This is a genomic window from Pedobacter miscanthi (assembly GCF_032678605.1).
Lineage (GTDB): Bacteria > Bacteroidota > Bacteroidia > Sphingobacteriales > Sphingobacteriaceae > Pedobacter > Pedobacter miscanthi_A.
Window position 1 is genome coordinate 399,876 of sequence record NZ_JAVTSU010000003.1, and the last position, 25,985, is coordinate 425,860.

The window sequence follows — 25,985 nt, forward strand, 5'->3', positions numbered from 1 at the left end:
GCTTAAGCCTTTTCTTCCTTTGAATTTTAAAGATAAGAAAAGCATGAAAAAAAACAGAAAGTGGTTCTTGTTCCTCATTATTTGTTCGGCCATATTTTTATCCGTATTAGACCTGTTCATAGTAAATGTGGCACTGCCATCTATTAAGGCCGGGGTTAAAGGTACGGATGCTGATATGCAATTTGTAATGGTTATGTATATTGTAGGGTATGCCTCTTTTTTGATTACCGGAGGTCGTGCAGGCGAGTATTTTGGAAAGAAAAAAGTGTTTTTATCCGGAATGCTGATTTTTACCATCGCTTCTTTATGCTGTGGGTTTTCTCAATCGGCTACCCAGTTAAATATCGCACGTTTTATACAAGGTATAAGCGCGGCGTTTATGGTGCCACAAGGCATGGCCTTTATTCCTGATTTATTTCCTGATCCAAAAGAGCGGATAAGGATTTTAGGGATTTATGGGAGTATTGCCGGAATTGCTTCCGTTGCCGGACAGTTTTTAGGCGGATTGATTCCTGATCTCCAAATCATTCCGCAAAGCTGGCGTTTGATTTTTTTAATCAACGTACCCATTGGTTTAATGGCTGTTATACTCGGAATTAAGTGTCTTAAAGAATTGCCCTTAAAAATTACGGAAAAGTTTGATTTTAAAGGTGGCTTATTGCTGATGTTAACCTTAACCGCTTTTATTTATCCTTTGATTCAGGGTAGGGAACTGGGTTGGCCAATTTGGAGCATTATTTTATTGCTCGTATCAATGGTTTTGTTTGTTGTATTTATTTATGGCCAGCAGCTAAATATTAGAACAGGAAAAAATCCTTTAATCAATATTTCCCTTTTCAAAAACTTCGATTTCAGGATGGGGCTTTTAGTTTCCCTGTTTTATTACCTCGTTCAGGATTCTTACTTTTTAATCAATACCGTTAATTTACAAAGTGGGATGAACGTAAGTTCTGCCCGTACCGGAATGTACTTTGTTTGCCAGGGAATCGGTTACGTGATGGCCTCGATATTTTTTACGCCACTGGTAGCCCGTTACGGCAAATATATATCGCTCGCCGGATCTGTAATGATGATCATGGCGCTCGTTTTTCATTTGATGTTATTTAATTCTAATGATGCGCCACAATTATATATCGTTATCGTATTATTTATTTATGGTTTTGGCTGTGGTACCATTTTACCTTCTTTAATGACAGTTGCTTTAAAAAGTATTGCTGAAGATAAAATGGGTGCTTCATCAGGGATTTATTTAACCCTGCAACAAATTTCGGTTGCCATTGGGGTTGCTATAGTTGGAGGGGTGTTTTTTAGTCAGCTTCATCATTCAACTATAGTAACGCGTTTCGCAGTAGCCTACCAAAAGGCAACTTTATTAAATATCGGATTCCTGGTTGTAGTGAGTTTGTTATTGTTGATAATGTCAAAAACGAAGCAGGATAATGGTTAATAAACCCTTTTAGGGCTGTAGGTATTGATGATGAACAGAATGTTATGATTTTTATTATTTTAGCCCCTTCATAACTAACCAAAGCAATGTTTCAGTCAAAACGTAAAACAATCTGGTCTTATATAATCGTATTGTTCCTTCTTATATGTTGCTATGTTGGCATTTACCATTCTCATCGTTATTTCGGGTTTAACTGGGTAATGTGGCTGAGCATTTCAAGTATTTTGGCGCTGCTTTATTTAGGCGATTTATGGTTGGGTGATGGTGGCAGGTGGGATAAATTAAAGTCATTTCTGTTTTTTCTATTTGTTGGTGGACCAATAGGTGTTTTTGTGTTTCTGATGCATCAATCTTTTATGAAAAGGCAGCTGGCCGAGTATGGAGTCCCTGTTCACGGGGTTGTGACCAAACTATACACGCAAAGAAATAGAAACAGCCGAACGCCTTACGCTATATTTACCTATAAAGTAAATAATAAAACCTGGAAGCAGGAAGTAATCAATAGAAACGACTTTTTACAGGTTGGCGATACCCTAAAGTTGTGGTGCGCTAAAACTGACCCTGAAATTTTTAAGGTAGAATAGGAATGTCCCTTAGTTTTACTTTTTGATTTTTTTAACCAGCGTTTCTACTATGCGTGGGTAATGTTGGTGCTCTAACTGCTGACCTTTAAATTTTACCATTTCCAGGTTGTCGTTTTTATCGATCTTATAGCGGGCCTGGTAAATGTATTCTCCCTCATCGTAATTTTCATCAACGTAATGAATGGTTATGCCGCCTTCCGCTTCGCCTGCTGCCATTACGGCGTTGTGCACGTGGTCGCCATACATGCCTTTGCCGCCAAATTTAGGAAGGATAGCCGGGTGGATATTCACAATCCGGCCCGGATAGGCGTGGATGAGGCTTTTGGGGATTAGCCAAAGGAAACCAGCGAGTACAATAAAATCAATCTCCAGGTTTTTGAGTAGATCTACTACCTCATCGGTTTTGTAAAACTCGTTTTTGTCGAAAATATGAGTGGGGATTTCAAAATTATCAGCTCTTTGCAATACATAAGCTTCAGCGTTGTTGGTTAACACTAAAGAAATCTCAATTTCGTTACTCCGTTTAAAATGCTCCATCAGTTTTTGGGCATTAGAACCAGAACCTGATGCAAATATGGCTATTCGTTTTTTCACTCAAAAATCGTTTTGCCCAAAAATAGTATTTTTAAGGCTGTTTTTTCAATCGAAAAGAAATTTTATTCAATTAAGTTAAAGTATTATTAATGAATAATTTTAATGTATTTTTGCAGTTGGGAAACGGGGTTAAATTTTAACGAAAAAAAAGTTAAAAGTGTTTTGCATTTTAAAAACATTAATCCTATATTTGCAACCCGAATTATAGGAAACGAATAAGAAAAATAAAAGGCTAAATAGAAATGGCAAATCATAAATCTTCATTAAAAAGAATTAGAGCAAACGCAACAAAACGTTTACGTAACAGATATCAGGCAAAAACTACACGTACCTTTATTAAAAGACTACGTGCTGCAGAAGATAAAAAAACTGCATCTGATTTATTGCCAAAAGTAATCTCTATGTTAGATCGTTTAGCAAAAAAGAATGTTATCCACAAAAACAAAGCGGCAAACAATAAATCAAAATTAACGAAATTCGTTAACGGTTTAAAATAAGCCATTTTTTTTACGATATTAGTGGAAGGCATCCCAACCAAAAAGTTGGGATGCCTTTTTTTTGTCAAAAAAAATGGAACAATACGAACAAAAACTCGGAGTTAAGTTATGGGCTGAAGAAGACCGCCCACGTGAAAAACTTTTATTACATGGCCGCAGGCATTTAACCGATGCCGAACTCATTGCAATTTAATTGGTTCAGGCAGTAAAACTGAAACCGTTGTTGATCTGAGTAAAAGGATCCTGGCTTTTTACGATCACAATTTAACCAGGCTGGGCAAGGCATCCATTCAGGATTTATCCCGGTTTAAAGGCATTGGTGTAGCAAAGGCGCTAACCATTATGGCAGCGCTGGAACTCGGTTTGCGGCGGAAAGAAACTGCTGAAGAAGATACTGTCCAGATTACCACCTCTGGAGACGTGTACAGGTACATGCACCACACTTTTGCCAACCTCAATCACGAAGAATTCTGGATTTTGTTGCTCAACAGGTCTAACCGCATCATCGGTAAATTCCTGATCAGTAAAGGAGGACAGGCAGGTACGATAGCCGATCCGAAAATTATTTTTAAAACCGCTTTAGAAAATAATGCGGCAAATATTGTGCTCACGCATAATCACCCTTCCGGAAATTTAAAACCCAGTGAAAGCGATGATAAACTGACAAAAAATATGGTGGCCTCGGGTAACCTGCTTACGCTCCATGTGGTAGATCATGTCATTTTTGCCAACAACCGCTATTATAGTTATAGAGATGAAGATTTAATTTAAAAGATGTTTGATTGTTAAAATACAATTAACCTTAATTTAGTATCATCGCAGTTTATTTATAAGCTTCCGGAATAGCGGAATTAAAATTATAGTTATGATGAATTTTTTAAAAATTATCCCTGTTTTTCTTTTATTAACGGTTTTTGCCTTCGCTCAGAAAGTTACTGTGCCCATTAATATCATTACCTATAACGTTCGCTTAAATGTAGCTTCTGATGGTGTTAATGCCTGGCCAAACCGAAAAGATAACGTAAAGGCCTTGGTGAAATTCCATGATGCCGATATTCTTTGTGTACAGGAAGCATTGCCTGAACAGTTCGATGCGCTATTGGAAAATTCTAATTTCGATGTAGTAGGTGTTGGCCGTGATGATGGCAAAAGAAAAGGCGAATTTTCTGCTGTATATTTTGATAAAGACCGTTTCACCAAAAAAGACGGCGGCACTTTTTGGCTGTCGCAAACCCCAGATGTACCTTCCAAAGGATGGGATGCAGCTTTAAACCGTGTTTGCAGCTGGGTTAAATTGTACGATAAACTGAATAAAAAAGAATTTATTGTTTTCAATACACACTACGATCATATTGGCGTGCAGGCGAGGATCGAATCAGCCAAATTGCTCAAACAAAAAATACAGCAAATTGCACCGACGCTACCGGTTGTTTTTACAGGCGACTTAAACGTAACGCCAGAAACAGAGGCGATTGCCACCATTAAATCTTTTCTTACAGATGCAAAAGAGATTTCTGTAGAGCCGCCTTACGGCCCGGCAGGTACCTTTAACGGTTTTCATTTCGATAGCGACCTGAAAGATCGTATCGACTATATTTTTGTAAATAAAGGTTTTAAAGTGCAGAAATTTGCAGTGCTAACCGATAGTAAAGATAAAAGGTATTATTCAGATCACCTTCCGGTTTTCTGCAGACTTTGGTTTTAGCAGGCCGGCCAGTCTCACGAAGTCTTGCAAGGGTAAGAAGGCAGAAAGATTTCGTGAGTCTCGCAGCGTGTTTTGTGAGGACAAACCGCTGAACTTTTATTACGATTCCGTCATCCATCATACCTCTTCCATTTTCCATCATTTATTCCTGTTTAACTTTCTCCTTTGGGCTTTAAATAATATCTTTGCGTTTTATGAAATTAGAGTGCCCTTCGGGATTTGTCTTGATATTGGACACTCACTACTTGATACTCCAAAATGAAAATATCATATAACTGGTTAAAACAATTCGTACAGATCGATAAAACACCTCAGGAACTTTCATTAATCCTTACCAATGTGGGTTTGGAGGTAGAAAGTGTAGAAAAGGTACAGCCTGTAGTAGGTGGTCTTGAAGGTTTGGTAATTGGTGAAGTATTAACCTGTGTTCAGCATCCCAATGCTGATCGTTTGCGCATTACCACCGTTAACGTTGGCGGTGCCGAAAATCTTCAGATTGTTTGTGGTGCTCCAAATGTAGGCGCTGGACAAAAAGTGGTGGTGGCTACAGTAGGTACAACTGTATATCCTTTAGAGGGTGAGCCTTTTAAAATCAAAGAATCAAAAATCAGGGGAGAGCTTTCACAAGGCATGATCTGTGCTGAAGATGAAATTGGTTTGGGCAAATCACATGATGGCATTATGGTTTTGGCGGCAGATACCGAAATTGGGATCCGTGCTAAAGATCATTTCAAAATGGATGATGATTTTGTTTTCGAAATTGGATTAACGCCAAACCGTGCCGATGCCGCTTCACATTTAGGCGTGGCCAGGGATTTAGCTGCTTATTTCAGAAGTGAATACGAAATGCCTGATCTTTCTGCTTTCAAAACAGATAACGAAAACCTGGTTATTCCGGTAGAGATAGAAGATTTGGCGGCCTGCCCACGTTATAGCAGTGTAACCATTTCCGGCGTTACCGTACAAGAATCGCCTGAATGGTTAAAAGATAAATTAAAGGTAATCGGCTTACGTCCGATTAATAACATTGTGGATATTACCAATTATGTGTTACATGGTTTAGGTCAGCCACTACACGCTTTCGATGCCGATAAAATTACCGGCGGAAAAGTAATGGTAAAAAAAGTGGCAGAAGGTACGCCTTTTGTAACCCTTGATGAGGTAGAACGTAAATTAAATGCAGATGATTTAATGATCTGTAATGCCGAAGCACCAATGTGTATTGCAGGCGTTTTTGGCGGGAAATCATCAGGTGTTGATACCCATACCAAAAATATTTTCTTAGAAAGTGCCTATTTCAATTCAGTGTCTGTGCGTAAAACTTCTAAAAGACATGGTTTAAAAACCGATGCATCTTTCCGTTATGAGCGTGGTACCGACCCTGAAATTACCGTTACTGCTTTAAAATATGCGGCTTTATTAATTAAGGAATTGGCAGGAGGAGAAATTTCTTCATCAGTTTCTGATAACTACCCAAGCCACATCAAGCCATTTGAATTTGAGGTGAGTTATACCAATATCAATAAATTAATCGGTGCAAATATTCCTTCGGCCGAAATTAAACATATCATTACCGCTTTGGGCATTTCAGCAACCAATACTTCTGATGATACACTGGCTTTGCGTGTACCATCATTTAAAGTGGATGTGACCCGCGAATGTGATATTACCGAAGAGGTATTGCGTATTTACGGGTATGATAATGTCGAAATTCCTGCAAAAGTAAATGCATCGCTTTCGTATAGCGTTAAGCCAGAGAAAGAAAATACCCATAATGTAATTGCAGATATGCTGACTTCAAACGGATATGCTGAAATTATGTGTAACTCTTTAACCAAATCGGCTTATTCGAAAAATTTGGATGAGGCTGTATTTATTTTGAATCCTTTAAGTAGTGATTTGAATGTAATGCGTCAGAATTTATTGATGCCAGCATTGGAAAGTGTAGCCTACAACCAGAACCGTAAAAATGCTGACGTGAAATTTTACGAGTTTGGTAAAACCTATCATTTAATCAACGAGAAGTACGTAGAGCGTTCCAGGTTGTTGTTATTGGTTTCGGGAGCAAAACAAAGCGAACAGTGGAACCATAACGCTAAACCGGCAACTTTTTACAATTTAAAATCAGCAGTTGATGCGATTATCTCACGTTTAGGGATCGCAAGCTATCAAAGTGATGCTTTGAACGATGAAAATTTTGCCTATGGCATTAAATATTTCCGTGGGGATAAAACTTTGGTAAGTTTCGGAGCCGCTTCAAAAGCCGACCGTAAAGTAGCTGATGTAAATGCAGAAGTATTTTATGCCGATTTTGATTGGGTCACCTTGTTGGATATTGTAAAGAAAAACAGAATCATCAATAAAGAAGTTTCTAAGTACCCTCAGGTGCGTAGAGATTTATCCTTATTGATCGATCAAAATGTAACTTTCGATACTTTAAAAGGCATTGCTTTCAAAACCGATAAAAAACTTATTAAAGAGGTTGGTGTTTTTGATGTGTATGTGGGTGATAAACTGCCTGAAGGTAAAAAATCTTATGCGCTTAATTTTATTTTGCAGGATGAGGAACAAACCCTTACTGATAAGCAGATTGAAAATACCATGCAGAAGTTAATCGCGAATTTAACGGCACAAGCTGGTGCAGAAATTAGGAAATAAAATATAAATTCGTATTTTTAGAAATAAATTCATGACTTCTGTTGCAGATCAATTAGATAAGGTATTACAAAAAACGGCTCAGGTAATTGAGTTATGTAATGCGCTACAGGAAGAAAATGATTTATTAAAGCTTGAAAATCAATCGTTAAAAGTCGCACTCGATACATCTAAGGGCAAAAATGTAGAACTTGATGAAAAACTCAGGGTTACAAAATTGGCCAAAAGTATAGAGGGAACAAGCGAAAAATCGCTTGACATTAAGCAAAAAATTAACGATTTTGTGCGGGAGATTGATAAGAGTATCGCATTGTTGAAGAAATAATGATGCGAAAAAATCAGAAACTAAGCTAAACAAATGGGAGAAATCTCGATTAAAATAACCATTTCCGACCGTATCTATCCTTTAAAGGTGAATATGGAAGAGGAAGAAATTGTGAGACGGGCAGCAAAAATGATCAACGAACGCATAAAAGATTATCAGGATAATTATGCGGTTAGAGATAAGCAGGATCTTCTTTCTATGGCAGTATTGCACTATGCAACCGCCGTATTAAGAACAGAAAATAAAGTACAAAACCAGGATACTGCTGTTGCCGATAAAGTTGAAGAATTGGATGTTTTACTCAATAATTTCTTTTCAAAATAAGGTTCGTTCTTTATATTTTTTGTCACAATGAATGCAATGAAGAGTCTAGGAAATAAATCCTGGATACTAGACATTTAGCCTATCAGGCTTTCGGCTCTATGCGCTCTGCTTCAGGACAGGACACGATATTAGCACAAAAATATAGCCGCAGCTAGTTTTTGAGTTTCAAATTTTATAAAACTTAACACTTCAATATCTATAGGGTTAAGAGGGCGTATTTCATCTGCTATGGCACCTGAAAATGGCTTAAACCCTAATTATGCTTAGTTGAGGTTTAAAATGTATGAGACTTTAAAAATTAGTTGCGGTTTTTTTTTACTTAAAAAACAAAATGGAAATAGTTGAAATATTAGGATACGTATTTGCCGTAATAGCAGGTATAGCTATCGGAGTAGTGGTAGGAAGATTCCTCCTGCGTAACTTGCTTAAACAGCAGGAAGTTGCTGCACAGAATAAGGTGAAAAAGATTTTAAAAGACGCAGAAAATAATGCCGAAATTTTAAAAAAGAATAAACTTTTAGAAGCCAAAGAGAAATTTTTACAGTTAAAAGCTGAGCATGAACAAGAGGTGAATGCTAAGAATAACAACATTAACCAGCGCGAAAACACCATGAAGCAGAAAGAGCAGTCGGTGAACCAGCGCATGGAAAACTTTAACAAAAAAGAGCAAGAACTCGATAAACAAAAGAGCCAGCTCGAAAAACAGACAGAACTTGCCGTTAAAAAGCAGGAAGAAGTAGAAGTTTTAAAAAATCAACATTTAACACAATTAGAAACCATTGCAGGTTTATCAGCCGACGAAGCTAAAAACCAGCTGGTAGAAAACTTAAAGGAAGTAGCCCGTACACAGGCCATGATCCAGATTAAGGACATTGTAGACGAAGCAAAACTTACTGCCAGCAAAGAGGCTAAAAAAGTGGTTATCCAAACCATTCAGCGTACCGCTACCGAAGCGGCCATCGAAAATTCTGTATCTATTTTTCACATTGAAAGCGATGAAATTAAAGGTCGTGTAATTGGTAGAGAAGGTAGAAATATCCGTGCTTTAGAAGCTGCTACTGGTATCGAGATTATCGTTGATGATACCCCTGAAGCCATTATTTTATCAGGCTTCGATCCGGTAAGAAGAGAAATTGCCCGTTTGGCTTTACACCGTTTGGTAACCGACGGTCGTATCCATCCGGCACGTATCGAAGAAATTGTAGCGAAAACCAAAAAACAGATTGAAGACGAAATCGTAGAGATTGGTGAGCGTACAGTGATCGATTTAGGTATCCATGGTTTACACCCTGAGTTAATCCGTATGGTTGGCCGTATGCGTTACCGTTCATCTTATGGCCAAAACTTGTTGCATCACTCGCGTGAGGTAGCAAATTTCTGTGCTACCATGGCTGCAGAGCTTGGTTTGAATGCTAAAATGGCCAAACGTGCAGGTTTATTACACGATATAGGTAAAGTGCCTGATGATAATCCTGAACTGCCACACGCAATTTTAGGGATGCAGCTGGCCGAAAAATATAAAGAACATCCAGAGATTTGTAACGCAATTGGAGCCCACCACGATGAAATCGAAATGACTTCAATGATTTCGCCGATCATTCAGGCTTGTGATGCCATTTCTGGTGCACGTCCGGGTGCCCGTCGTGAGGTAGTAGAAAGTTACATTAAACGTTTAAAAGATCTTGAAGAACTTGCTTTATCTTATCCCGGTGTAGAAAAAACTTTTGCTATCCAGGCTGGAAGAGAATTACGTGTAATTGTAGAAAGCGAACGCATAACCGATGCGCAGGCGGAACTTTTAGCAGCTGATATTTCTACCCGTATTCAAACCGAAATGACTTACCCAGGGCAGATTAAGGTAACCGTAATCAGGGAAACCCGTTCTGTAGCCTTTGCTAAATAAAGAAGGTAATTTTACCGATTTAGTGATTGCACCGGATCAAAATTTATCTCACTAGCCTTGGTTCGTGTCTCCACGAACCGAAATAGCGAAACAAAATATAAAGCGATGGATATTCCATCGCTTTTTTTTATTTTTACATAATGAGCAAGCAAACCATCCAACTCGAACCAAAACGGCCGGTAGATGTACTTTTTGATAAGTACGCCGAAAGTCACCAAAATCCGACTAATAAATTGGTACACTGGATCTGTGTTCCATTAATTGTGTTCAGTTTACTGGGTTTGATCTGGCAAATTCCTTTTCCACATATCGGGTTTTTAGGGAGTTATAATGGTTTCTTCAATTGGGCATCGTTCCTTTTGGCCTTTAGCTTGTATTATTATTTTACCTTATCACCTGTATTGTTTTTCTTAATGATCTGGGTGGTTGGTTTAATGAGTTATATCATCGTAAAAATTGAACAAGCCGTTGGTTTGGGCAGTGGGACTGCATATGCCATTTATGCCGCAATATTTGTTGCTGCCTGGGTTGGTCAGTTTATCGGTCATAAAATTGAAGGGAAAAAGCCCTCGTTTCTTGATGATATTAAATTCCTGTTAATTGGTCCGATCTGGTTATTGCACTTCATTTGCAAGAAAGTAGGTATTAGGTACTAACCAAAAAAGAGGTTAACCTTGGGTTAACTTTAAGGTAAAGGAATATTAATTAACACCTAACTTGCTGTTAACAATGCGGTAATACTTTTGTCTTTATCAAATAAAGGCAAATTGGATTTACTAAACTCTTTTAAAAGAGCGGCACTTACTGTGTTCGCTTTGACGATCAGCGTACTCTCGTATGCGCAAACCGGAAAAATTTCTGGTAAAATTTCTGATCAAAAAACTGGCGAAACCCTAATTGGTGTAACGGTAAAAATTAAAGGTACAACAAAGGGTACTTCAACTGATATTGAGGGCAGGTATGTAGTTGCAGGCCTAACTTCAGGAAAATACGCTATTGAAGTTTCTTATGTAGGTTATGCAACTAAAAATGTTGTTGATGTAGAGGTAAAAGATAATGCTTCTACTAATTTAGATATTCTGCTTAATGAATCGAATTCACAAAAGTTAAATGATGTCGTAATTACAGGTAGTGCAAGTAAAGAATCGGTTAATACCTTATACGCCAATCAGAAATCGAGTATCAGTATTTCGAGTGGGATATCAGCTGAATTGATTAGAAGAAGCCCTGACCGTAATACATCTGAAGTTTTAAAACGTGTAAGCGGGGCAAGTATCCAAGATAATAAGTTTGTTATTGTTCGTGGTTTATCAGATCGGTATAACTCTGCAATGTTAAATAACTCTATGCTTCCAAATACCGAAGTAGATAAAAGAGCATTTTCATTTGATATTCTTCCATCCAACCTGATCGATGCTATTGTAATTAACAAAACGGCTTCTGCCGATATTCCTGCCGACTTTTCTGGAGGGGTAGTACAGGTAACTACAAAAGATTTCCCTGTTAATACTTTTTTTAACGCCTCTTTAGGAACTTCTTACAATACTCAATCTACCTTTAAAGATTTCCTTTCCTCTCCTAAAAGTGGCAATGAAATTTTTGGGTTTTATAATAAAGACCGGGATATTCCTGCTGGATTTCCTTCTTCAAAAGATTACCGCGCATTGCCAAACGGCGCCAGCGAAACTTTTACTTTATCTAAATTATTCAAAAACAATTGGGGATATAGCTCTGGCAAATCAACCATAGGACCGAATTTTCAGGTAAACTATGGATCCAGTAAGGTTTTTGAGGATAAATCGAAATTTGGGGCGGTATTGTCATTAACTTATAGATATGATGAACGTTTAAAAACCAGCGATCAAAAAGCTTATGTTGGGCAGGCATTGGGAGATGTATATCATGATGACATGTATAATTTTAACACCAATATTGGTGCGTTAGCCAATTTTGCCTACTCATGGGGCAATAATAAAATTTCACTAAAAAACTTATACAACAGGGTTTTAGAAAATCAGTTTACGTATCGCGTTGGTAAAGATGATGCTGGTGGTGAATTTATCAGAACAGGCGATTATTTGCTTCAAAGATCTTTAATGTCTAACCAGTTAACAGGTGAACATTTATTATCTCCCGAAAGTAAAATCAAAATAGACTGGAATTTAAATTATGCAAATACCGATAGGAAAGAACCAGGTTATAAACGTATGGATTATTCTAAAGATGGCATTGCCTCTATTCAATCAGGATCTGCGGTGGCTGGTTTAGCAGGTAATTTTTCATCAGTACTTAATGAAAATGCATATGGTGGCGCAGCGAATTTAACCATCCCGGTTAAGTTGTTCAGAGATAATAATAAGATCAAAGCGGGTTATTTCGGTCAATACCGTAAACGCGACTTTAGCGCAAGGGTAATCGGTTTTATCAGAAATGGAAATTTTGATACTTCATTGTTGACCCTTCCTCAGGATCAGATATTTTCACCGGAAAATATCCGTGCCAATGGTTTTGTGTTAAATGAAATTACAAACGGAAGCGATCAATATCAGGCCAACTCTTTATTAAATGCCGGTTATGTAATGTTTGATGGTTATTTAACCGAAAAACTGCGGTTGGGTATTGGTGCAAGGTTAGAATCTTATAAACTTTCATTAACCAGTGAAGATAACGGAAAACCTGTAAATATTGATTCAACTGCAACTAATCTACTTCCTTCCGCTAATTTAATCTATAATTTAAGTGATAAAGCAAACATCCGTTTGTCTGGTTCACAAACTATCGGAAGAGCAGAGTTTAGAGAATTAGCACCATTTCCTTTCTACGATTTTAATAAAAACGTTAACGTAAGGGGTAATGCAGGATTAAAGCAATCTAAAACAACAAATATCGATTTAGGTTACGCGATATATCCCTCATCAGGCGAAACGTTCTCGGTATCTACCTTTTACAAATATTTTGATTCTCCTATAGAACAAACACTTCAGTTAGGTACTTCAGGCAGATCTTTAAGTTACGCAAACTCAGCTTCGGCTACCGTTTATGGTGCAGAAGTCGAAATAAGAAAATCATTGAAATTTATCGATAACAGTTTAAAAAACTTCACATTTAATGCAAACGGTTCTTATATCAAATCAAAAGTTCAGGTATCCAGATTGGTAAATGCACAAGGTTCAAGACCATTACAAGGACAATCTCCTTATTTAATTAATGCAGGTTTATCATACGCATCTGCGGTAGAAAATTCTACAGGTGTAACCATATTATACAATAGGGTAGGACCAAGAATCTGGGCAATTGGTAATGTGGAAGATCCTGACATTTATGAGTATTCAAGAAATATCATGGATTTACAGGTTTCACAAAAATTCGCGAAATCAAGAGGTGAATTAAAAGTTAACTACAGCGATATCTTTAATAACAAGGCTTATTTCTATCAAAAAGTTAAAGGCTCTGATCCGAATGCCAGTTTCGATAAAAAGACTGATAATATCAACATCGCAGATCGTTTTGGATCAACAATCTCGCTAACACTATCTTATAAATTTAAATAGTATCATAAATTTTTAACATAAAAACGCTGTTCATTTAATGCTGAATTGATTTTGGCATAATCTACAGAAAATACATTTGTACAAATCATAAAAGGAAAAGGAAAATCAAAATGAAAATGAAAAACAAATTAAACTTGGGCTTACTTGCAATTTTGGTTGCAGGTGCTGCAGTAGTTTCTGGTTGTAAAAAAGATGGTACTCCAGTTGAGGAGCCTACAAAACAAGATTCTAGCGAATCATTAGCAGACGCATTTTTTGATAAAGTATCTTACAAAGGCGCATTTGGTTCTACAGATTGGACTGCAAGCTGGACCAATTTTACACCTAAAGTAACGGTGTACGCAGAGGCAACTGAAACTTTACAAGGATCCATCGATGCAAACAGAACATTAGATGCAACTAAAGTTTACAAATTAGTTGGATTTGTATATGTTAAAGAAGGTGTTACATTAACTATTCCTGCCGGAACAGTTATCCGTGGCGATAAAGATTCAAAAGCTACTTTGGTAGTAACCCGTGGTGGTAAATTAATTGCAGATGGAACTGCTGCAAAACCAATTGTATTTACTTCAAACCAGGCCGTTGGATCAAGAGCTCCGGGTGATTGGGGTGGAATTATCATTTTAGGTAGATCAACTAATAATATCCCTGGTGGTACTGGCTTAATTGAAGGTGGATTAACACTTCCTGAAGGAAACCACGGTGGTAATGTCCCTGCAGATAACTCTGGTACACTTAAATATGTGCGTGTAGAATTCCCAGGTATTGCTTATGCTACCAATAATGAAATTAACGGTGTTACTTTCGGATCTGTTGGTTCTGGTACTACAGTAGATTATGTACAGGTTTCTTATTCTGGTGATGATTCGTTCGAATGGTTCGGTGGTACTGTAAATGCAAAACACCTGGTTTCTATCGCTAACGTTGATGATGTTTTCGATTTTGATAACGGTTTCTCTGGTAAATTACAGTTTTTAGTAGCTCAAAGAGATCCATCTTTAGCTGATCAGGCTGGTCAATCAAATGGCATTGAGTCTGATAACTCAGAAAAAGTATTCGATTCTAGTCCACGTACACGTCCAATTATTTCAAATATGACGTTAATTGGTCCTGGAAACGTAGCTGTTGATGCTAAACATGAATATGCCAACCTATGGAGAAGAGGATCAAAAATGATTTTAGCTAACTCAATCTTTATCGGTTTTAAATTCGGAATCGATATCCGTGATAAAGAAACTGGTGATGCCTTAACAGATGGAACTTCATTAATCAAAAACAATATTTATCAATCATTTACTGCTGGTAAAGATGTAGTTGCTGATGGTGCTACACTTTCATTCTCAAGTGCTGATCTGTTAAAAACCTATTTAACAGGTAAAGGAAATACAATCATTGATGAAACTGCAGCTGCAGCTTTATTAAACGCTCCGTTTAGCTTAACCGCTCCTAACTTCACTGTTAAAGCTGGTTCTGCTGCTGCAACTGGTGCAACTTTCTAGAAATTATAATCATCAGGCCTTATTAAACACAGGTTGAATATAAAAAGTCCTTATCAAAATTGATAAGGACTTTTTTATGCGGGGTATATTGCCAGAGGCAAATCTTTTGGTAAACTTTGCCCAATTAACCTTCGGTTTTTTCAGTTGCCAACTCCTTTTTAGGTGTTTTTACAGCAACAGTTTTAGCTGCTTTCGCTTTTGGAGCCGCAAGTGCAATTTTTTCTTCTTTAATAAATGGAGTTATCGAATCTTGCGAAGCTGAAATGGTCACCTTTTTAGCCAGTTGTCTGGCAAATTTTCCGATTACTTTGTCTGCCTTTTTCGCTTTGCCATAAGCTGATACCACTTCGCTAAAAGCTGTAGCTAATTTTGTTTCTAATTCTTTACGTACTTTCTTGCCTGCCGAATGGTTTCTTGATTTTGATTTATTCTTTTTCATCTGAAATAAAATGGGATTTCATCAAAGATATGTTATCAAAAAATTAAATCAATATTATGATTTTGTTAACTCTTGTATTTTGAGTTAACATGTAAAACATTTTGCTATAATTTATGTGATTAGAAATTGGTGCCTTCGGCTACATGGCCACCGAGATCTATCGTATTCTGAAACTCTTCCAGGTACTGAAGCAGGTGTCTTTCTGCATTGGCATAAGAAGTAAATGTAGAGGCAGGCTGATTTGGATCAGAATTGCTTTTACTTTTATAGTATAAACTGGTTTGAAAAACGAATACATTGTTATCGTTAATTGGCGACATAATCCTGGCCTTAACATGATGTTGATGGATCTCAACAAAAAACTCTTTTAAAATGGTATAAATTATTGCAGACATAAGGACCCTTTTTAAATTTTAAACATCAGTTAAAAAATAAAAGTAATGCAAATAGCCATTTATTCAGCGTGTTTTTAATAAGATAACATTGATTAAACAATTGCTTAACATTAATTTAACTTAAGTAACGTCGATATTATCATTTAACCGGCTCATAAGCATATACTACCTCGTACTTACTATTTTTCAAGTTTGAAGAAAGCTGTCCGATTTTTAGGTTTTGGGACTGGGGAGTAGGTTCGCAATAAGAGTATTTTTTACCTTTATAGGTAATGGCTTCACCAACAGGCTTGTCAAACTGTACCGCAATGGTTAAATGTTTAGGATATAACAATGCAATCATGGGCAAATTATATATTTCCTTTACCAGGTAAAAAAATAAAGCTGCCCTGTCGTCGCAATCACTGTAGGTACTTAATAGTGTTTGTTCAGGCGAGAAACGTTTCTCTTTGCCGAAATTTTCATCATCATCCTCATATAAAAAGCTGTAACGTGTAAATTTCATTAAATAATCCACTCCTTTTTTCTGATCCATGTGTTTCAGGTTTTCTTTTAATGTGGGAATAAGCGAACTGTAAGTTTCCCGGCTTAAAGGAATATTAAAATAGGTTTCAAAATCAACCACAGGATAGTTTTTGAATATAGTTTCAACATCTTCGTTCACTTTGAGTTTAAAGTGATGAACTTTTTGACGATAACTAAATTCGATGTCTTTTTCCTGATAGTTTTCCGGTTTAAAATCGGGCATGCGCGTAACTTTATACGAGAAAGGATTTTTAGCCTCGGGGATTAAAATTTTAACGGGTTGATAAACATCTGCCTGTTTAAACAGTTTACCATAATCGTGATAATTCAGGCACATGTATTTTTTACCATCAATCATAAAAAATGGAACATCGCTGATGTCTTCCTCATTTCTTACATAAAATATAACCTGCTTATCGCCCACAGCCAGCCGGGCATCGTAACCACATTTGCTAAGTAAAAACCATTTATATAAAGTATAGCGAAAGTAATTATCCGCTTTGGGACTGATTTGCTCTGCAGTTTTGCGGATCAGTTGATAATAGATCCAGTCGTTTAAATGATATTTCTCCTGGTATTGTTTAAGAGAAGAAACCAGCGGCAGATAATTACCTGAATCCATTTTGGTGTAAAATTTTGAAACTTCAGTTGCTTCTGCTGTTTTTGATACCCGTAAATTTATGGTAGAGTCGGTGCTGAAATTGAAGGTTCCGTTATAAAAATCGAAAGAATAGTTTTGTCCCCTCGCAATGGTGGTAGCCATTATCAGGCAAGTGAACAATGCATATATGTAAATCCCTCTTTTCAAACTGCAGCATATTTGGTTGTATTAAATTTACCCATTATTAACACAAAAGCAACAATTTGTTTATGTTAACAAAGTTCAAATTGATGATATTAATTTAATACAGATATTTACTGAAGGGGATGTTGATTGTGTTTTTAAACTCTATTGGATTTAGTTTTAATTTACCACTAACTTTTTTGTGGTTTTGAGTGTATATACAGAAGTTCTTAAAAATTTTAAGAGCGATACATTACATTTTCTACAATCAATGTCGTTAATTACAATCGGTTTTCCTATTTTAATTTTAAGCACATGGCCCTTTTTATTAAACATTTCGGAAATTAATTTGGCCGTTTGTAGGGTAGGGTGGATCAGTTTCAATAAGCTAAAGAATAATCCGTTGTTTCCTTCAAAATAAATGGGTAAAATGGGCACATTAGCCTTCGAAATAATTTTACCCACCACCGGATGCCACTCTCTGTCGGTAATCTGATTTTTTTTGAATTTATATGATGAAACTTCGCCTGCCGGGAAAATGGCAATAGGAGTACCCTCTTTTAAGGTTTGTAAAGTGATTTTTAATCCACTGATACTTGAAGCGTCAATTACTTTTTCGAATGGATTTACGGCAATGATACATTTTTCAAGATTTGGGATTTTTTTTAATAAAAAATTGCCCATAAACATAGTATCCCTGCGCATCCTTTGCAAGGTGCTGAGCAAAGCCAATGATTCTATTCCACCATAAGGATGGTTCGCAATGGCAATAAATGCACCTTCTTCCGGAATATTGGCAAGGTCTTCATCGCTGATCTCGATAGTAACACCCAGTACATTTAATATATGGTTGGCAAATTTTTCGCCTTCTAAAGTATTCGCATCTTTAATAATTCCATTAAAGTCATCAATCTTCAAAAACCGCATTAAAAAAGCCGCTAGGCCTGGAATAGGGATGTTGCCGATTCCCGTTGCTTTCGAGAAATTTTCTTTAGAAATGAGTGTCATAAGTGATGCTTCAAAACTGATTTCATTGTTGAAACCAGTTCGATAAATGATTTTTTATTTGAGCTAAATATAAGAGAGGGGAAACATCCTGTTGTTGAAAAAAAAATGTTTATCATAGCTCATACAGAGTACCTAAAGATAACAGAATTAGATGAACAACCGGCTATTTATCTATTAAGAAATTGTGATGGGAGAAATTTTATAAATAACATTTCATTAATACCAATTTAACAAGCTAACTATACTTTTGTGGCATAAATATTTGGTTAGTATTTATAAAGTTTAGGTTAGTTGATAATAAAAAACCCAGATGGATGTCTGGGTTTTTTTATTGCCTTAATTATAGGTTCTTGCCAAGTTTTTCCAACATTTCTGGTGGAATATTATGTGTATCTACCACTAAGAAACCATCCAGACAGTCTGAAAATTTAGGGTCGATGTTAAAAGAAATAATCTTTGCATTCAGGTTCATGTACTGCCTTAACAATACCGGAATTTTAATGTGCGAGTTTTCGATATCACCAATAATACTGTCTAAATCTTTAAAAGATTCACTGCTATCTACCAGGGTATCAGTTGAAATAGGTAATAAATCAGCCTTAAATTTGTTTCTCGGTTTAACATATTTCGCCATCTCATAATCGAAATGGTTTTTGGTAATGTAATCAACAATTAAAGCCTTGCTAAATTTCGAAAAATTGTTGCTGATACTTACCGGTCCGAACATGTAACGATACTGAGGATTATCGATCAGGTATTTTAAAATTCCTTTCCAGAGTAAGAATAAGGGGAGCGGTTTGCCTTGGTACTCTTTTCTTATCCACGACCGACCAAGCTCAATCCCCTGCCTTAGCATCGGGTAAAACTGGTCTTTCATTTTGAAAAGCTCCGAAAGGTAAAAACCACGGCGGCCCATGCTTTCTAAAATCTCATCACCTTTACCAATGCGGTAAGCCCCTACAATGTTTTCTAAATCCCTATCCCAGATAAATAAATGGTTGTAATAGATGTCGTAATTGTCGAGATCGATTTTTTTGTTTGTTCCTTCACCAACTTCACGGAAGGTAATTTCTCTCAAACGGCCAATCTCTCTTAAAATATTAGGGATTTTCAAGGTCGGAACGATGTATACTTCGTAATTTTTCTCCGTCCAAACTTTAAAATCTTCTAATTTTTCTACTTCCTCTTTGATCAAAATCCTCGAAGTTTCTTCGATTATCTCAACAGGTTTCTTTTTAATCTTAAATAAATTCAGCGGATTGAAAAGTTTTTTCTCCGTGTCTAATCCAACACCCAGAGCATAAGTACGGGCCCTTAAAAAGTCCATTAACTTATTACTGCTGTTCATGTGGGAGATTTCGGAAATCGCAATCGGTTTCCCGATCCTTACCCTAATCGTGCGTCCGTGTTTATTTAAAAACTCAGAAGGAAGTTTTGCGGTACGTAAAGTTGGGTGTATAAAACTTAAAATATTAAAGAAAACACCATTATTACCATGGAAATAGATGGGTACAACCGGCACTTTTGCTTTTGCAATCAGTTTTCCAACCACCGGATGCCACATCCTGTCGGTCACCTGTTGTGCATCCAGTTTAAAAGTAGAAACCTCACCAGCGGGAAAAATACCAATCGGTGTTCCGTTTCTAAGCAGATCGAAAGTCGTTTTTAGGCCACTGATGCTTGACGAATGCTGAACGTTTTCGAAAGGATTTACCGCTACAAAAAACTCATCAAGATTTGGTATTTTTTTCAGGATAAAATTTACCATCACCTTTGCATCAGGCCTAACCGTACATAAAAGCTTAACCAAAGCCAAACCTTCTACACCACCATAAGGGTGGTTTGCGATGGCAATAAATGGTCCTGTTTTAGGGATGCTATTTAAATCATCATCATCAAATTCGATCGAAACGCCAATGGTTTCTAATATTTTATCTACAAATTCTAAACCTTTAAAGTGTTGATTTTGAGCGAATACGTCGTTAATATCATTCAGTTTCATGATCTCCATCATCAAACCTGCCAAACCCGGTACACCTAGCTTATCTATCTTCGTTGCTTTAGCAAATTCAGACGTTGTTATGATCTTCATATATAATTCTTAGGTTGTTGATAGGCAAAACCTGCTCAGTTTTGCAATCCCAAAAATAAGATTTATATTTATAATACACATGTCATATCGTATCAATGAGAATTTGGCTGAATAAATATTTCGGTTTTAGTAAAGGGGAGTTCAACGGATTGTTGTTGTTGATATTGATTATTGTTGTGCTTAAGGCAATACCTTTTATATATGGTTATATCCGGCCAGTAGAAAAAGATGACCCTGGTTTTTTAGCGAAAATGCAGAAAATAACAGTTGCTGATGAGAAATACGCCAGTAATCTACGCGATCGGATTGAAAATTCATACCCTGAAAAAACAACTAAACTGTTTAATTTCGATCCCAATACCTTAAATGCCGAAGGTTGGCAAACTTTAGGTTTATCGCCAAAACAGGCAAAAGCAATTGTTAATTATACCGGTAAAGGGGGAAAGTTTTATAAACCTGAGGATTTACAGAAAATGTACACCATTTCGCCCGAAATGTATAAAAAGATTTTGCCTTATGTTAAAATTGCAAATCAGAATGTAAATGCCTCAAAAAAATATCTTCCTTTTGAGAAAAAAGAATACGTTAAAAAAGCACCTGTAATTATTGATATTAACCAGGCAGACTCTGCGCAGCTTGATGAAATTAAAGGAATTGGTGCTGCTTTTGCTAAAAGAATTCTTAAATACCGTGAACGTTTAGGTGGCTTTTTACAAAAAAGAACAGCTCATGGAAGTTTATGGTTTAGATTCAGTTAAGTATGCTGAAATTAAAGACCAGGTTTCAATAAGTAATGCGCCTTTAAAAACAATTAATGTTAATACTGCAGTTTTTGATGATTTAAAACGGAACCCATACCTTTCATATAAGCAAATCAATGCCATTATTCAGTACCGTAAACAACATGGTAACTATTCCGGCATAGCTGATTTAAAAAAAATAGCCATCCTGAATCAACAGACGATTGATAAAATTGCACCTTACATTTCTTTTTAAAGGTAAAATGCTTTATACAGATTTCTCTGCTGCGTCGTTCACTAACTCGGATAACAATCTTGCTTTCAGAATTATGAATGTTTGCCCTCCCACATGGACGATTCCCGGTAGCAAATAACCCTAGGTTATTGCGTTTCGTTCCGTAGGGACGTTTCTTGTAATTTCCACCATATTAATCAAAATTACCACCTTCCTAATTGTAAATAGATTTTTATAAAAAAAAAATAAAAAAAAACTTTCCCAATCAATTGCAGGGTTTAAAATTAACCGATAAACTAATTGAACCAAATACCATTTCATTCTGTAATTGCACGAATATTTAATGGTAACTAACTATCAAATAATTGTTTATAATTGCCTCCAACTAACTTAAAATATAAAATTTAATGAGCGTAAGCTTCGATTTTTCAGAAACAGAAACTCAGCAGAATGTAAAGGCTATGGTCCGCGATTTTGCAGAGAAAAACATTCGTCCAAATATTATGGAGTGGGATGAAGCACAGCATTTTCCGGTAGAATTGTTTAAGCAATTAGGAGAATTAGGCTTGATGGGCGTTTTGGTTCCCGAAGAATATGGTGGTTCAGGTTTGGGCTATCAGGAATATGTTGATGTAATTGTAGAAGTAGCCCGTGTTTGTGGTTCTATTGGTTTATCAGTAGCGGCGCACAACTCTTTGTGTACTGGTCATATTTTAGCCTTTGCCAATGAAGAGCAAAAACAAAGGTGGTTACCTAAACTGGCAACGGCCGAGTGGATCGGTGCCTGGGGTTTAACTGAGGCAAATACAGGTTCGGACGCTTTGCGCATGATGACCACCGCAGTTGAAGATGGCGACGACTATATTATTAACGGTGCCAAAAACTGGATTACCCATGGTAAAAGCGGCGATATTGCCGTTCTAATGGTAAGGACAGGTGAGCAGGGAAGTTCGAAAGGCATTTCGGCTATTGTAGTAGAGCGGGGTACACCTGGTTTTACCGCAGGAAAAAAAGAAAATAAATTGGGCATGCGTGCATCAGAAACCACTGAAATGATTTTTGATAACTGCAGGGTGCCTAAAGCCAATCTGTTAGGTAATGTTGGCGAAGGTTTTAAACAGGCAATGAAGGTATTGGATGGTGGAAGAATTTCTATTGCTGCTTTGGCTTTAGGTATTGCAAAAGGCGCTTTTGATGCTGCGGTTGCTTATTCGAAACAACGCCAGCAATTTGGACAGCCAATATCGAGCTTTCAGGCCATTAGTTTTAAACTGGCCGATATGGCAACTGAAATTGAGGCGGCTGAATTATTGATCCGTCAGGCTGCAGATTTAAAAAACAGGCATTTGCCAATGACAAAAGAATCTGCCATGGCTAAATATTTTGCTTCAGAGGTTTCAGTAAGAGTAGCCACAGATGCCGTTCAGATATTTGGCGGTTATGGTTATACCAAAGATTTTCCGGTAGAGAAATTTTACCGCGACAGTAAATTATGTACGATAGGCGAGGGCACTTCCGAAATCCAGAAGATTGTAATCGCCAGAGAAATATTAGCTTAATCTAAAAGACTAAGGCTGAAAGCTTGCTTAACGCAGAAACAACAAACCAAATATATTATGAGTAATCCGGATGGTTTAACCGCCTCCGGATTTTTTTAATTTAAAAATTTTCAAAACCGCTTAGCTGGAATGAATGTTTTAACTAAAGACTAAAGACTAAAGACTAAAGACTAAAGACTAAAGTTATGGCAAAGTATTCAGAAAAAGCTGGTGAAAAAGTAGAAAAAACCATGTACGAAATGAAAGAGGGCAAGCTTAAAAGCGGCTCAGGGAAAAAAGTGACATCCAAAAAACAGGCGGTAGCCATTGGATTGTCTGAAGCAAGAAAAGAAGGTGCGAAGGTACCGAAGAAGAAAGGTTAAAAGGCGAAAGGTTTATGGTGTAAGGTTTTAAAAACAAATCTTCAAAATAAGAATTTTCCCTAAACCCTAAACCCTAAACCCTAAACCCTAAACCCTTATTGCGGTATATCCTTCGTAGTCAAAATACTATCCACTACGTAAACACTAAATCCGCGCCATGGCAGGGTATGTTTATATTCCTTATAGTGCAATTCGTAAAATTTGCCGCTATTGGCCATCATTTTATCAGCAATTTCCTTGTTGGCGATAGAAAATTCAAATTCGTTGTTTTGTAGTGTACCCGTTTGTCGGGATTTTATGCCACTTTGGATCAATTTACCTTCGTAGGTTTTAAATACGTATCCTTTTTTTACTACGTAGTTTAATTCGCCGGCTTTAACACCTTCTCCAAAAACAAAGAAATAACGGTAATAGCAGATAGCAACGACTATAATAAAAACTATAACTGCGATAATTGAGCCTACTTTTTTGCCTGTTGTCATATATGATAAATGTATATATAAATGTAGCTAAACAACAGATAAGTTTAGCGAATGATTTAAATAAAATTTCTTTTATAAAATCTTTCTCATTTTCAATATTTTGCTTACATTTGCAGCCCGTTAACACGGGAAAATTTAAAAAACCACGAGAGGAGGTATTTCAGCGTTATGATCATTATCAACATTAAAGACGGCGAATCATTAGATAAAGCCCTTAAACGTTTCAAGAAAAAGTTTGAAAAAACTGGTGTATTGAGAGAACTACGTAGTCGCCAAGCATACGAGAAAAAATCCGTTGCTCGCCGTACTGAAATTAAACATGCTGTTTACATTCAGAATATGAATCTAGATACAACTTCTTAGTTGTTCACGATATAAATGTATTAAGGCCCTCCCGATGTAAAATCGAGAGGGCTTTTTTGTTTTTGTACTATCCAAAACTTTACAATAAACAATTAATTAATGATTTCTTTATATCAAAACAATTTGTAACTTCATATCAATGCCCCGCAAAAAGATATTGAATGTTGCTAAAAAGTTTTATCACATATTTAACCCACGAGAAGCGCTATTCGCAGCATACCGTTACTTCTTATCAAACCGATTTAGATCAGTTTGAAGTATTTATTAAGGCATTAGAACTGGATTTTCTTGAAGTTAAACATGCTCAACTGAGAAGTTATATGGTTGAGCTGATGGAAAAAGGGAATTCAGAAAATAGCATCAACAGAAAAATTTCCACTTTAAGAAGTTTTTATAAGTTTTTGCACCACTCTGGTAAGATTGATCAAAATCCTAGTGCCTTAATTAAAGCACCTAAAATCCCCAAAAGACTTCCTGTATTTGTTGAAGCCCAGAAAATGGATCATTTGTTGGATTCGGAGCATTATTTCGATGATGGTTTCCCGTCGCGTCGCGATCACCTGGTAATCGAATTGCTTTTCGGAACTGGTATGCGTTTAACAGAACTCCTGCAGTTAAAAGATACCGACATCGATATTTATTCCGGCACCATTAAAGTGCTGGGTAAAAGAAATAAAGAACGAATTATCCCCATAAATAAACAGCTTATCAATCAGGTAAATACCTATATCGAGCTAAAAAAGTTGCAAAACTTTAATAACAATTTACTTATATTAATCGTTACCAATACAGGTGCAGCAGCATATCCTAAATTGATATACCGTATTGTTACCTCATACCTAAACCATATATCAACCAATGAAAAGAAAAGTCCCCACGTGTTGCGGCATAGCTATGCCACCAGCCTGCTAAATGCAGGAGCAGATTTAAATGCGATCAAAGAACTTTTGGGGCATGCCAGTTTAGCGGCAACCCAGGTTTATACCCACAATTCGATCGAAAGATTAAAAACAATTTATAAACAAGCCCATCCAAAGGCGTAAAAAAAGGAGGAAAAATGAAAATCGGAGTTCAATCAATCCACTTCAGTGCAGACAGTAAGTTGTTAGATTTTATACAGAAGAAAGCAAATAAGCTTGATCAGTTTTTTGACCAGATCATTAGCGGCGAAGTGTATTTAAAGTTAGAGAACGTAGAGGACGAGGCCAACAAAATCAGTGAGATTAAACTCATTGTGCCGGGAGGTACCCTGTTTGCTAAAGAACAATGTAAATCATTTGAAGAAGCCACTGATCTGGCCATCGAATCGTTAAGGAAACAAATCACTAAACATAAAGATAAAACGCGTGCAAAATTAAGCGAGCATAAAGCAATTTTAAGCGAAAGCGAAGCTGCTGATTACTAAAATAGCACAAAAAATATAAATGCAGAAGAGCGGTACAAATAAAATGTATCGCTCTTTTTTTTCTGGCTTTAGCATAAATTTTAAAATATTGAATTAAATTTCTGCTTCAGGTTAAGCTCTTTTTGTTCGATTCTCCATAAATCAATTTCATTTTTTTTATGTAATTCTTACAAAAAAATATTCTTGATGACCTAATTTTAACTTTTATTGAAATTTATTTCTCCCTTGTTTTTTATTGCTTATTGTGGTTATAGATCCTGAAGCTGTTTTTTAAGGGGATAGGCTTGAAAAAAAAGAAAAAAAATATTCGATTTTAAGAGATTGATTATTAAGCTCCTTGAGGTGTGTAAAGCTGCTTAACTAAAATAACTTTATCATTTTTTTTCAAAATAATTTTGAAGTGAAATATAAGTGTGTATATTTGCATTCCCTTTCGGAAACGGTGTTAAGCCAGAAAGAAAAGGGTTGTTCTTTAAAAAGATAAAAGTTTTAAAAAAACACGTTAATAGTAT

The 25,985-nt window shown here is 36.5% G+C and carries 25 protein-coding genes and 1 pseudogene; 19 read left to right on the top strand and 7 right to left on the bottom strand.

The genetic code is table 11. The features are described from left to right. The first annotated feature begins 43 nt into the window (after positions 1 to 43). Together R2R28_RS06825 and R2R28_RS06830 are read left to right on the top strand one after the other, a co-directional pair. Entirely contained in the window at positions 44 to 1,447 is a 1,404-nt protein-coding gene (locus R2R28_RS06825) for an MFS transporter (RefSeq protein ID WP_316824957.1), read from the top strand. A gap of 200 nt (positions 1,448 to 1,647) precedes the next feature. Further along, complete coding sequence (locus tag R2R28_RS06830) at positions 1,648 to 2,031, top strand: hypothetical protein (RefSeq protein WP_316824958.1); 384 nt, start codon at positions 1,648 to 1,650, stop codon at positions 2,029 to 2,031. A gap of 15 nt (positions 2,032 to 2,046) precedes the next feature. Here the strand turns inward: R2R28_RS06830 and R2R28_RS06835 are convergent, their stop codons facing one another. Further along, on the bottom strand, positions 2,047 to 2,625 hold the full coding sequence (locus R2R28_RS06835) for a phosphoribosylglycinamide formyltransferase (RefSeq protein WP_316824959.1): 579 nt from the start codon (positions 2,623 to 2,625) through the stop codon (positions 2,047 to 2,049). Between the two features lie 242 nt (positions 2,626 to 2,867). Here R2R28_RS06835 and rpsT point away from each other — a divergent pair, with 242 nt between their 5' ends. From rpsT to R2R28_RS06885, 10 genes and pseudogenes are all read left to right on the top strand, one after another. Beyond that, positions 2,868 to 3,122, top strand: a complete 255-nt coding sequence (gene rpsT, locus R2R28_RS06840; protein WP_056871313.1) for a 30S ribosomal protein S20 — start codon at positions 2,868 to 2,870, stop codon at positions 3,120 to 3,122. 73 nt (positions 3,123 to 3,195) lie between these two features. Continuing rightward, positions 3,196 to 3,893 (top strand): annotated as a pseudogene (gene radC / locus R2R28_RS06845) (RadC family protein). Positions 3,894 to 3,987: 94 nt separating this feature from the next. Continuing rightward, entirely contained in the window at positions 3,988 to 4,827 is an 840-nt protein-coding gene (locus R2R28_RS06850; protein ID WP_316824960.1) for an endonuclease/exonuclease/phosphatase family protein, read from the top strand. Positions 4,828 to 5,085: 258 nt separating this feature from the next. After that, positions 5,086 to 7,485 (top strand): phenylalanine--tRNA ligase subunit beta, encoded by a 2,400-nt coding sequence (pheT, locus tag R2R28_RS06855; protein ID WP_316824961.1) that lies wholly within the window; start codon positions 5,086 to 5,088, stop codon positions 7,483 to 7,485. Between the two features lie 31 nt (positions 7,486 to 7,516). Continuing rightward, positions 7,517 to 7,807: a hypothetical protein gene (locus R2R28_RS06860; protein WP_316824962.1), complete on the top strand. Its 291-nt coding sequence runs from the start codon at positions 7,517 to 7,519 to the stop codon at positions 7,805 to 7,807. A gap of 33 nt (positions 7,808 to 7,840) precedes the next feature. Continuing rightward, positions 7,841 to 8,131, top strand: coding sequence for a cell division protein ZapA (locus tag R2R28_RS06865; protein WP_025143281.1), 291 nt, complete (start codon positions 7,841 to 7,843; stop codon positions 8,129 to 8,131). A gap of 331 nt (positions 8,132 to 8,462) precedes the next feature. Next, the gene (rny, locus tag R2R28_RS06870; RefSeq protein ID WP_316824963.1) at positions 8,463 to 10,034 is read left to right on the top strand and encodes a ribonuclease Y; all 1,572 of its coding nucleotides are present in this window, start codon (positions 8,463 to 8,465) and stop codon (positions 10,032 to 10,034) included. Positions 10,035 to 10,174: 140 nt separating this feature from the next. Beyond that, complete coding sequence (locus R2R28_RS06875) at positions 10,175 to 10,690, top strand: DUF962 domain-containing protein (protein WP_316824964.1); 516 nt, start codon at positions 10,175 to 10,177, stop codon at positions 10,688 to 10,690. Positions 10,691 to 10,801: 111 nt separating this feature from the next. Then, the gene (locus R2R28_RS06880; RefSeq protein ID WP_316824965.1) at positions 10,802 to 13,585 is read left to right on the top strand and encodes a TonB-dependent receptor; all 2,784 of its coding nucleotides are present in this window, start codon (positions 10,802 to 10,804) and stop codon (positions 13,583 to 13,585) included. Between the two features lie 116 nt (positions 13,586 to 13,701). Further along, complete coding sequence (locus R2R28_RS06885; protein WP_316824966.1) at positions 13,702 to 15,084, top strand: hypothetical protein; 1,383 nt, start codon at positions 13,702 to 13,704, stop codon at positions 15,082 to 15,084. Between the two features lie 124 nt (positions 15,085 to 15,208). Here R2R28_RS06885 and R2R28_RS06890 read toward each other — a convergent pair whose 3' ends face one another. The 5 genes from R2R28_RS06890 to R2R28_RS06910 all read right to left on the bottom strand — a co-directional run bounded on the left by R2R28_RS06890 (position 15,209) and on the right by R2R28_RS06910 (position 20,327). After that, on the bottom strand, positions 15,209 to 15,523 hold the full coding sequence (locus tag R2R28_RS06890; RefSeq protein ID WP_316824967.1) for a hypothetical protein: 315 nt from the start codon (positions 15,521 to 15,523) through the stop codon (positions 15,209 to 15,211). Positions 15,524 to 15,642: 119 nt separating this feature from the next. Further along, positions 15,643 to 15,918 (bottom strand): hypothetical protein, encoded by a 276-nt coding sequence (locus R2R28_RS06895; protein WP_316824968.1) that lies wholly within the window; start codon positions 15,916 to 15,918, stop codon positions 15,643 to 15,645. Between the two features lie 139 nt (positions 15,919 to 16,057). Further along, on the bottom strand, positions 16,058 to 17,206 hold the full coding sequence (locus tag R2R28_RS06900; RefSeq protein ID WP_316824969.1) for a hypothetical protein: 1,149 nt from the start codon (positions 17,204 to 17,206) through the stop codon (positions 16,058 to 16,060). A gap of 201 nt (positions 17,207 to 17,407) precedes the next feature. After that, on the bottom strand, positions 17,408 to 18,235 hold the full coding sequence (locus R2R28_RS06905) for a lysophospholipid acyltransferase family protein (protein WP_316824970.1): 828 nt from the start codon (positions 18,233 to 18,235) through the stop codon (positions 17,408 to 17,410). A 340-nt stretch (positions 18,236 to 18,575) separates the two neighbouring features. Next, positions 18,576 to 20,327, bottom strand: a complete 1,752-nt coding sequence (locus R2R28_RS06910) for a lysophospholipid acyltransferase family protein (RefSeq protein WP_316824971.1) — start codon at positions 20,325 to 20,327, stop codon at positions 18,576 to 18,578. A gap of 95 nt (positions 20,328 to 20,422) precedes the next feature. Here R2R28_RS06910 and R2R28_RS06915 point away from each other — a divergent pair, with 95 nt between their 5' ends. The 4 genes from R2R28_RS06915 to R2R28_RS06930 all read left to right on the top strand — a co-directional run bounded on the left by R2R28_RS06915 (position 20,423) and on the right by R2R28_RS06930 (position 23,223). Further along, complete coding sequence (locus R2R28_RS06915) at positions 20,423 to 21,085, top strand: helix-hairpin-helix domain-containing protein (RefSeq protein WP_316824972.1); 663 nt, start codon at positions 20,423 to 20,425, stop codon at positions 21,083 to 21,085. Then, complete coding sequence (locus R2R28_RS06920) at positions 21,057 to 21,323, top strand: helix-hairpin-helix domain-containing protein (protein WP_316824973.1); 267 nt, start codon at positions 21,057 to 21,059, stop codon at positions 21,321 to 21,323. Before R2R28_RS06915 ends, R2R28_RS06920 begins: the two co-directional genes overlap by 29 nt. A 386-nt stretch (positions 21,324 to 21,709) precedes the next feature. Further along, positions 21,710 to 22,861, top strand: a complete 1,152-nt coding sequence (locus R2R28_RS06925; RefSeq protein ID WP_316824974.1) for an acyl-CoA dehydrogenase family protein — start codon at positions 21,710 to 21,712, stop codon at positions 22,859 to 22,861. Between the two features lie 185 nt (positions 22,862 to 23,046). Next, positions 23,047 to 23,223, top strand: a complete 177-nt coding sequence (locus R2R28_RS06930) for a DUF6496 domain-containing protein (protein ID WP_316824975.1) — start codon at positions 23,047 to 23,049, stop codon at positions 23,221 to 23,223. Positions 23,224 to 23,318: 95 nt separating this feature from the next. Here R2R28_RS06930 and R2R28_RS06935 read toward each other — a convergent pair whose 3' ends face one another. Then, complete coding sequence (locus tag R2R28_RS06935) at positions 23,319 to 23,705, bottom strand: hypothetical protein (protein ID WP_316824976.1); 387 nt, start codon at positions 23,703 to 23,705, stop codon at positions 23,319 to 23,321. A gap of 168 nt (positions 23,706 to 23,873) precedes the next feature. Here R2R28_RS06935 and rpsU point away from each other — a divergent pair, with 168 nt between their 5' ends. The 3 genes from rpsU to hpf all read left to right on the top strand — a co-directional run bounded on the left by rpsU (position 23,874) and on the right by hpf (position 25,473). Continuing rightward, a complete protein-coding gene (gene rpsU, locus R2R28_RS06940) occupies positions 23,874 to 24,068 on the top strand; it encodes a 30S ribosomal protein S21 (RefSeq protein WP_025143268.1) in 195 nt (64 codons plus the stop codon). A 161-nt stretch (positions 24,069 to 24,229) separates the two neighbouring features. Next, positions 24,230 to 25,111 carry a tyrosine-type recombinase/integrase gene (locus R2R28_RS06945; protein ID WP_316824977.1) on the top strand — a complete coding sequence of 294 codons (882 nt, stop codon included), beginning with the start codon at positions 24,230 to 24,232 and terminating at the stop codon, positions 25,109 to 25,111. 14 nt (positions 25,112 to 25,125) lie between these two features. Further along, entirely contained in the window at positions 25,126 to 25,473 is a 348-nt protein-coding gene (hpf, locus tag R2R28_RS06950; protein WP_025143266.1) for a ribosome hibernation-promoting factor, HPF/YfiA family, read from the top strand. Positions 25,474 to 25,985: the final 512 nt, after the last annotated feature.